Origin of the sequence: Thiohalocapsa sp. (assembly GCF_022340605.1) — a bacterium.
In the GTDB taxonomy this organism is placed as follows: Bacteria; Pseudomonadota; Gammaproteobacteria; order Chromatiales; family Chromatiaceae; genus Thiohalocapsa.
Map to the genome: position 1 here is coordinate 1 of NZ_JAJDNQ010000126.1, position 9,342 is coordinate 9,342.

The 9,342-nt window shown below is 68.5% G+C and carries 6 protein-coding genes; 5 read left to right on the plus strand and 1 reads right to left on the minus strand.

Annotated features, from left to right (window positions below):
* Positions 1-93 precede the first annotated feature (93 nt).
* The 4 genes from LJE69_RS16125 (at position 94) to LJE69_RS16140 (ending at position 4,974) form a co-directional block, all read left to right on the plus strand.
* On the plus strand, positions 94-558 hold the full coding sequence (locus tag LJE69_RS16125) for a (2Fe-2S)-binding protein (RefSeq protein ID WP_296926983.1): 465 nt from the start codon (positions 94-96) through the stop codon (positions 556-558).
* Position 559: 1 nt separating this feature from the next.
* Positions 560-2,689, plus strand: coding sequence for a molybdopterin cofactor-binding domain-containing protein (locus LJE69_RS16130; protein WP_296926985.1), 2,130 nt, complete (start codon positions 560-562; stop codon positions 2,687-2,689).
* 37 nt (positions 2,690-2,726) lie between these two features.
* Entirely contained in the window at positions 2,727-3,767 is a 1,041-nt protein-coding gene (locus tag LJE69_RS16135; RefSeq protein ID WP_296926987.1) for an XdhC family protein, read from the plus strand.
* A gap of 574 nt (positions 3,768-4,341) precedes the next feature.
* Positions 4,342-4,974, plus strand: coding sequence for an HXXEE domain-containing protein (locus tag LJE69_RS16140; RefSeq protein ID WP_296926989.1), 633 nt, complete (start codon positions 4,342-4,344; stop codon positions 4,972-4,974).
* Here LJE69_RS16140 and LJE69_RS16145 read toward each other — a convergent pair.
* Entirely contained in the window at positions 4,971-8,426 is a 3,456-nt protein-coding gene (locus tag LJE69_RS16145) for a pyruvate carboxylase (protein WP_296926991.1), read from the minus strand. The genes LJE69_RS16140 and LJE69_RS16145 overlap by 4 nt on opposite strands.
* Between LJE69_RS16145 and LJE69_RS16150 the strand changes: the two genes are divergently transcribed.
* Positions 8,404-8,916 (plus strand): hypothetical protein, encoded by a 513-nt coding sequence (locus LJE69_RS16150; protein ID WP_296926993.1) that lies wholly within the window; start codon positions 8,404-8,406, stop codon positions 8,914-8,916. The two genes, LJE69_RS16145 and LJE69_RS16150, sit on opposite strands and share 23 nt — an antisense overlap.
* The last annotated feature ends 426 nt before the right edge of the window (positions 8,917-9,342 follow it).

The window sequence follows — 9,342 nt, forward strand, 5'->3', positions numbered from 1 at the left end:
CCGAGATCTGCAATGCTGCGGCTTTGAGCTCGGCAACGTCCGGCCCGCCCAGGCTACGCCGCCATACGCGCCGACCTTCGTGTGGGAGACAGCATGATCGTTCTCACCGTCAACAACGCGCGCCGGCAGGTCGACGTACCAGAAGATACGCCGCTGCTCTGGGTGCTGCGGGACCAGCTCGGCCTCACCGGCACCAAGTACGGCTGCGGCATCGGCAGTTGCGGCGCCTGCATCGTGCACCTGGACGGTGCCGCGGTGAACGCCTGTATCACCCCGGTGAGCGCGGCGGCGGGCCGGTCCGTCACCACCATCGAGGGCCTCAACGACGACATCGGCGTCGCCCTGCGCCGGGCCTGGATCAGCGAGGACGTGCCCGAGTGCGGCTATTGTCAGTCCGGCCAGATCATGACCGCCGCCGCGCTGCTGTTGCAGCATCCGCGGCCCACCGACGAGCAGCTCAATGCCGCCATGGACCGGGTGCTGTGCCGCTGCGGTACCTACAGCCGCGTGCGCCGGGCCATCCACCGGGCCGCTAGTCCGGTCGTGGAGGCGACCTGACATGGCGCAACAGGTCAGACTCGACCGCCGCGCCTTCCTGAAGGGCGTCGCCGCCGGCGGCGGACTCCTGCTGGGCATGCACCTGCCGCTCGCCGGCCGTGCAGCCGCCGCCGCGCGCGAAGCGCCGGCCGCCAGCACGACCTTCGCGCCCAACGCCTGGGTCCGCATCGAGCCCACCGGCGCCATCGCCTTTATCGTCGCCCGCTCCGAGATGGGTCAGGGGGTGATGACGGCGCTGCCCATGCTGCTCGCCGAAGAGCTCGACGTCGGGCTCGATCAGATCACGGTGCGCTTCGCCCCCGCGGCACCGGAATACACCAATCAGCTCACCGGCCAGCAGAGCACGGGCGGCAGCACCTCCGTTCCCGATGCCTGGACCAAGCTGCGCCAGGCCGGCGCGCTGGCCCGCTGGCTCCTGGTGCAGGCGGCTGCGGAGCGCTGGGGCGTGAGTGCCGAGACGTGCCGCGCGGAGCGGGGCCGGGTCATGCATCCGGCCAGCGGCCGATGGCTCGGCTTCGGCGAACTCGCCAGCGCCGCCGCGGCGCTGGAGCCACCGCCCGCCGTGCTCCTGAAGGAGCCGAACGAATGGACGCTGATCGGCACCCCGGCCCCGCGGCTGGATGCCCCGGACAAGGTCAATGGCCGCGCCCGCTACGGCATCGACACGCGCCTCACCGACATGGTGGTGGCGAGCATCGAGCGCTGCCCGGTGTTCGGCGGCGGGCTGCGCTCCTTCGATGCGGCGCGCGCCAAGGCCGTTCCGGGCGTGGAGGCCGTGCTGGCCGTCGCCGCCGGTGTCGCGGTGGTTGCAGGAGACACCCACACGGCGTTCCTGGGTCGCAAGGCGCTCGAGATCGACTGGGACCTCGGACCGAACGCGGACACCTCCAGCGCCGGCATCCGTGCCGCCTTCGAGCGACGCCTCGGCGGGCGGGGCACGCAGGTGCGCCGCGACGGCGATCCCGATGCCGCGGCGGTGCGGGCGACCCGCACGCTGGAGGCTATCTACGAGACGCCCTTCCAGGCCCATGCCTGCATGGAGCCCATGAATTGCACCGCCGACGTGCGTCTAGACGGCTGCGACATCTACGTGCCCACCCAGTCCCAGAGCAGCTCCCAGCGCGCCGGTATGCAAATCACCGGCCTCGCCCGGGAGCGGGTGCGGGTGCACACCACCTTCCTCGGCGGCGGCTTCGGGCGGCGCGGCAAGGTGGATTTCGTCCGCGACGCGGTGGAGCTGTCCAAGCGGCTCGGCCGGCCGGTGCAGGTGGTCTGGACCCGCGAGGACGACATCCGCCACGACTTCTACCGCCCCGGCGGGCTCAACCGGCTGCGCGGCGGGCTCGACGACGACGGCCTGCCGGTGCTGTGGGAGCATCATATCGCCGCGCCGGCGCTCTCCTCGTCGGTCCGTCCGGGGGACATCGACGACGAGGCGGTGCAGGGCGCCGCGGACCTCCCGTACGCGATCCCCAACATCGCCGTGCGCTACAGCCTCGCCAATACCCCGGTTCCGGTGGGCGCCTGGCGCTCCGTCGGCTACTCCCAGAACGTCTGGATCACCGAGTGCTTCCTCGACGAGCTCGCCGCCGCCGGCGGCCAGGACCCGGTCGCGCTGCGCCGTCGGTTGCTGGCCGACCGCCCGCGGCTGCTGGGCGTGCTCGACCTCGCCGCCGAGCGTGCTGGCTGGGGGACACCCTGCGCGCCGGGGCGGCACCGGGGCATCGCCTGCACCGCGTCCTTCGACAGCTTCGTGGCAGAGGTGGCTGAGGTGTCGGTCAGTGCCGGTCAGGTGCGGGTGCACCGGGTGGTGTGTGCCGTCGACTGCGGCTTTGTGGTCAACCCGGAAATCGTCGCCTCGCAGATGGAGGGCAGCATCGTCTACGGCCTCACTGCGACGCTGAAGGGCGCCATCACCCTGGAGCACGGGCGGGTGCAGCAGGGCAACTTCGACGACTTTCCGCTGCTGCGCATGAGCGAGATGCCGGAGATTGCCGTGCACATTGTCCCGTCCCGGGAAGACCCCGGCGGTGTCGGCGAGCCCGGCGTGCCGCCCATCGCCCCGGCCGTCTGCAACGCCGTGCTCGCCGCCACCGGTAAGCCGGTGCGCAGCCTGCCGATCCGGCTCTGATCTGCGCGCCGGGGCCAGCGCCCAGCGCCGCCTGCCGATGGCTGAGCCAGACCAGCAGCCCACCGACCCGGCACCCGCCAGCGACGACGAGTTGCTGCTGGCTGCCATCACGGCACTCGACGGTCGCCCCGCCTGGCTCTTCACCGTCGCCGCCACCTGGGGCTCGTCGCCACGGCCGGCCGGGTCGCTGCTCTTGGTAAACGCCGATGGCCGGGAGACCGGATCGGTGTCAGGCGGTTGTGTCGAGGCGGATCTGGCGCGCCGGAGCGCCGCTGGCGAATTCGACAACGGGCCACTGCCGCGGCTCATCCGCTACGGTGTCGACGCCGACGACGCAAGGCGCTTCGGCATCCCCTGCGGCGGCCAGCTCGACCTGCTGGTCGAGCGCATCGAAGACCCCACCCCGTGGCGGCTGCTCCAGCAGCGCGTCGCCGCCCGCGGCAGCCTGCGCCGCCGGCTGTGTCTCGCCACCGGCGAGGCGAGCCTGCATCGGCTTCCGGACAACGCCGCCGAGCCCGCGCGCTTCCAATTCGACGGCGAGACCGCCGAGCGCACCTTCGGCCCACGGCTCCAGCTCCTCATCATCGGCGCCGTGCACATCACCCGACACCTGGTGCCCATCGCTCGCGCCCTCGGCTATCGGGTCATCGTCTGCGACCCACGCCGCGAGCGCCTCGCCGAATTCGTCGGTCTCGGTGCCGAGACGGACCACCGCATGCCAGACGACTGCGTGCGCGACCGCACCGACGACGCCCGCAGCGCGGTCGTCGCCCTCACCCACGACCCGAAGCTCGACGACATGGCGCTGATGGAGGCTCTCACCTCCCGCGCCTTCTATGTCGGCGCCCTTGGCTCCCGCCGCACGCAGCAGGCCAGGAAGGAACGCCTGCTGAGCCTCGGCGTCGCCCCGCGGCAGGCCGAGCGCCTGCACGGCCCCGTCGGCCTGCCCCTCGGTGGACGCACACCGGCGGAGATCGCCGTGTCCATCGCCGCGGAGCTGGTGGCGGTGCAGCACGGGCGTGATGGCCGCGAAGGCGTGCCCAATACCCATACAGGCGTCACCCTTCGGACGCCGTGAGCAGAAAGAAAAATGGCGCGCAAGGCGAAATTCAAAGTTGTCGACTCGTCAGCACTGTCGGCACTCAGGCCTTGATCATAAGTCCGTCCACCGCCGTGGGAGCGCCGTCCTGGGCGCGACGGGCGCCCGGTCGCGGCGGGGACGCCGCTCCCACAGGACGAGCGCTTGGTCGGAGTTATGATCAAGACCGGCACTCAATAGCACGGCTACCTTGAAGGGACTGTAACTTTGTCACTACGAAATACACGAAATACGCGAAAAGGGGCGGACGACTTCCACGATGTTTAGCGAGGCGCTGCCTTATTCCGACAACGCCATGAGGCGGCGAACGTCGCGTCGATCGACTCCCGGCATGCAACAAGGCCCAAGGCCCAAAACGCGACCGCACCGCTCCGCTCGACTGCCGTTCCGGCCCTTGGTCCTTTTCGATCGGTGCTCCGGTGCACGCAAAACTTGAGGCACCTGTGAAGACTTCGGCCCTTCAAGCAATCTTGTATGCTCTAGCCGGGGCAAGATAGTATCGGGCCGGCTTCTGTTGCCGCTTTGTGTTGCGTTTGCGCGTCAGGTGAGCACCATGTCAACAGCGATGTCTCTTGCTGGCTATTACCATTGGTTCCACCGCGAATGGATGCGGGCCGGTCTCGTCGTCGCGGTCTTTCTGTTGGTCTATCTCACGGTCCTGGTTGCACCGACCAATCTGGTCCTGTACGCGATGCTCTTGTGCGCACCGCTGTATATGATTCATGAGACCGAAGAGTACCTGTTCCCCGGCGGCTTCGTCGAGTTCGCGAACCGCGACCTTTACAAGCAGGACCCGGAGACGGGGCTGCTGGACGAGAAACTCGTCTACTGGATCAATATGGGCTACATATGGCTGCCCCTGCCAATCTGCGGCCTGCTCGCCACCTATGACCTGCGCCTGGCCGCTTGGATGCCCTATTTTCTGATCTTCCAGGCCGCGGTCCATGTCGGCTTGTCCATTGCGGCGCGGCGCTGGTACAACCCGGGTCTCGCCACTGCTTGTCTCTTGCACGTCCCTTTCGCGGTGTGGGCCATCGCTTTGCTCGGAGATGCCGGGGTCATTCACAACCCGTATTTCAACGGCTACCTGGTGATTGGGTTTGCCTACACCCTTGGCTTGCCGATCATCGGCTTCTTCGCGATGCAGCGCTATCGCAAGCGCGTTTCGCAGTCTGTGTCGATCTAGCGTAACCGCATCAGCAGGTCCTTGGCTTCCACCGTGGCGTCGGCGTCCACTTCGATGCTGCGCACGATGCCGGCCATCGGCGCGTTGACGGTGGTGAACATCTTCATGGCCTCGAGGGTGAGCAGGGCATCGCCTTTGGCGACCTTGTCGCCCACCGCCACGGAGATCTGCGAGATCTTGCCGGGGATGGGCGCGCCGACCTCGCGCGGGTCGTCCACGTTGGCCTTCGGGCGCGATTCGACGTCCACCACCAGGCCGCGGTCCTGGATCTCGACATGGCGGGAATCGCCATTGAGCTCGAAGATGGCCATACGCTTGCCATGCTTGTCCGCCTCGCCCAAGTGCAGCAGCTTGATGAACAGGGTCTTGCCAGGCTGGATCTCCACCGCGATCTCTTCGTTGATGGCGAGGCCATAGAAGTAGGCCGGCGTCGGCAGCACCGACAGGTCACCGTACTGCTGGCGCCTCTTGTCGAAGGTCTCGAACACCTTCGGGTACATCAGGTGGTTGAGCAGGTCCTCGTCGCTGGGCTCACGGCCGAGCTTCTCCGTGAGCTCCAGCTTCAGTGGCTCAAAGTCCACCGGCTTGGCGTGCAGTCCGGGGCGGTCGGTGATGGCCTCGCGATCGCCGAGCACGACGCGCTGTAGCGCCTCGGGCCAGCCGCCCTTGGGCTGGCCAAGGCCGCCGGCCAGCATGTCGATGACGGATTCCGGAAACGGCACCGAGCCGGGCGCCAGATTCAGCACGTCCTGGGCCTTGATGCCGCGGGTGACCAGGAAGATGGCCATGTCGCCCACCACCTTGGAGCTGGGCGTGACCTTGACGATGTCGCCGAAGAGCTGGTTGACCTCGGCGTAGGTGCGCGCCACCTCGGGCCAGCGTGGACCCAGGCCCATGGCGCTGGCCTGTTCCTTCAGGTTGGTGAACTGGCCGCCGGGCAGCTCGTGCAGGTAGACCTCGGCGGTGCCGTGGGGGGCGCTGGTGTCGAAGGGCTTGTAGAAGGTCCGCACGTGCTCCCAGTAGTGGGACATCGCGTCCAGCGCCTCGCGGTCCAGCCCGGGATCGCGCTCGGTGTGCTCCAGGGCCGCGATCATGGAATTGAGGTTGGGCTGGGAGGTGGCGCCGGATAGGCCGGCGATGGCGCCATCCACCACGTCCACGCCCGCGTCCACGGCGCGCAGCACCGAGGCGGCGTTGATGCCCGAGGTGTCGTGGGTGTGGAAGTGGACGGGGATGCCGATCTCGTCCTTCAGGGCGCGGAACAGCTTGTCCGCCGCATAGGGCCGCAGCAGGCCCGCCATGTCCTTGATGGCGAGGATATGGGCGCCGTGGGCCTCAAGGTCCTTGGCCATGGCGATGTAGTACTGGAGGTCGTACTTGTCGCGCTTCGGGTCCAGGATATTGCCGGTGTAGCAGATCGCCGCCTCGCAGATGGCGCGGCCATCGTCGAGCACCGCCTCCATGGCCGGGTACAGGTTCTCGGCGTAATTCAGGCTGTCGAAGATGCGGAAGATGTCCATGCCGTTCTCGACCGCGCGGCGCACGAAGGTGTTGACCACGTTGTCGGGGTAGTTCGAATAGCCCACCGCGTTGGCGCCGCGCAGCAGCATCTGAAAGCAGATGTTGGGGATATGCTCGCGCAGCTTGGCCAGGCGCTCCCAGGGGTCCTCGTCGAGGAAGCGCATGCAGGTATCGAAGGTGGCGCCGCCCCACATCTCCAGGGAGAACAGGTTCGGCACCCGGTGAGCGATGACCTCCGCAATGCGCAGCATGTCATCCGAGCGCATGCGGGTGGCCAACAGAGACTGATGTGCGTCGCGCAGCGTGGTGTCGGTGAACAGCGCCCGCGGCTGCGCCAGCGTCCAGTCGGCGAAGCCCTTGGGACCGAGCTCGCGCAGCAGGTCCCGGGTGCCCTTTCGCAACGGCTGGCGGTGGTCGTAATGGGGCACCGGCGCTTCGGTGAAGACCGCATCCGGTTTCCAGCCCTTGGCCGTGGGGTTGCCGTTGACGATGACGTCACCGAGGTAGGCCAAGAGCTTGCTGGCGCGGTCGCGCCGCGGCTTGAAGTCGAACAGGGCCGGGGTGGTGTCGATGAGCCGGGTTGTGGCCTTGCCCGCAAGGAAGGTCTCGTCCTGGATGACGTTTTCCAGGAACGGGATATTCGTCTTGACGCCGCGGATGCGGAACTCGTGCAGCGCGCGGCGCATGCGCTCCAGGGCGTTTTCCCAGTCCGGCGAGCGCACCGTGAGCTTCACCAGCAGGGAGTCGTAGTAGGGCGTGACCACGGCGCCGTTGGTGGCGATGGCGGCGTCCAGGCGGATGCCGCAGCCGGCCGGCGAGCGGTAGGTGAGGATGCGCCCGAGGTCCGGCGCGAAGCCGTTCTCCGGGTCCTCGGTGGTGATGCGGCACTGCACCGCAAAGCCGTTGCGGGGGATGGCGTCCTGGGCCGGGATGCCGATGTCCGCGGCGTGCAGCTTGCGACCGGAGGCGATCAGGATCTGCGAGCGCACCAGGTCGACGTTGGTGATCTCCTCGGTCACCGTGTGTTCCACCTGGATGCGCGGGTTCATCTCGATGAAGAACCAGTCGCCGCTCTCGGCGTCCACCAGGAATTCCACGGTGCCGGCGTTGTCGTAGCCGATCTCCCGCGCCAGGCGTACCGCGGCGTCGCACAGGGCCTGGCGGGTGTCGTCGGCGAGGTCCACCGCGGGGGCGACCTCGATCACCTTCTGGTGCCGGCGCTGCACCGAGCAGTCGCGCTCGTGCAGGTGCACCACGTTGCCGTGCTGGTCGCCGAGGATCTGCACCTCGATGTGCTTGGCGTGCTGGATGAAGCGCTCCAGGAACACCGCGCCGTTGCCGAAGGCGTTCAAGGCCTCGGTGCGTGCCTCGTCGAGCAGCTTGCCCAGGTCTTCCGGAGCCCGCACCACGCGCATGCCACGGCCGCCGCCGCCATGGGCGGCCTTGATGATCAGCGGGAAGCCGATCCGCCCGGCCGCCTGAAGCGCGGTGTCGCGGTCGTCGATGGCCTCTTCGGTGCCCGGCAGCGTGGGCACCCGGGCGCGCTTCGCCAGTTCCCGGGCCGCGGTCTTGTCGCCCATCTGCGCCAGCAGTTCCGCGCGCGGCCCAATGAAGGCGATGCCGTTGTCGGCACACGCCTGCGCGAACTCCGGGTTTTCGGACAGAAAGCCGTAGCCGGGATGGATCGCATCGACCCCCTTGTCCAGCGCGATATCGATGATGCCCTGGATGTCCAGGTAGGCCCCCACCGGACCCTTCTCGGGGTCCAGTTGGTAGGCCTCGTCCGCCTTGGAGCGATGGATGGACAGGCGGTCTTCCAGGGCATAGATGCCCACCGTCCGGATGCCGAGCTCGTTGGCGGCGCGAAAGATACGGATGGCGATCTCGCTGCGGTTGGCGACCAAGAGCTTGTTGAAGGGTTTGATCGGCATGGGGTCTCCGGTGGTCTGTTGCGGCGCAGCAATCGGCCGAATATACGCGTGGAAGCGTGAATGTCCAGCCGAGCTGCCCTACACCAAAATTGGTTTACACCAAATTCGATGCAAAACGGATTTGATGGAGTGCCAATGGGACCAGAGCATGCGTGCCGTCGTCGGCAGCCCCGTCGAGGGCAATGACTGCTTCGATGCTGAAGCGGGCGGACGGCCTCGCCCGCATACGCGGCTTCCTGTACTGGTCCTGGAGGAAACCTGGGGCGACCTCCTGCTGCTGTTTCAAGAAGCGGTCCGAGCCGGCCAGGTCGCGGCTGCCCGCGATCTGCTCGATGCCACGGAGGCGGGCGAGCGTTGGCGCCCCTTGCGCGAGGCGCTGGCCGCGGCGGCGGAGGGTAGCGTGGATTATCTGCGCCTGGTGGCGCCGGAGGTGCGCACGCCGGCGCAGGCGATCTTCGCGCGGCAGACCGACGCCGCATCCTCTCGATGACGGTGTACCGCGAGCCAATCGCGGCGGGGACGCCGCTCCCATGGGGCGGGCGCCGTTGTGGGAGCGCCGTCTTCGGCGCGATGACGGCAGCGCGGCCGATCGCGGCGGTGACGCCGCTCCCACGGGCGGGCGTCGTTGTGGGAGCGCCGTCTTCGGCGCGACGGCGGCGGGGCGGCCAATCGCGGCGGTGACGCCGCTCCCACGGGGCGGGCGTCGTTGTGGGAGCGCCGTCTTCGGCGCGATGACGGCAGCGCGGCCAATCGCGGCGGTGACGCCGCTCCCACGGGGCGGGCGTCGTTGTGGGAGCGCCGTCTTCGGCGCGACGGCGGCGGGGCGGCCAATCGCGGCGGGGACGCCGCTCCCACGGGGCCGGCTGGAGCCGGCGCGCCGGGGGTCAGCTACGGGCGTTGAGCCACTCGCCGATGG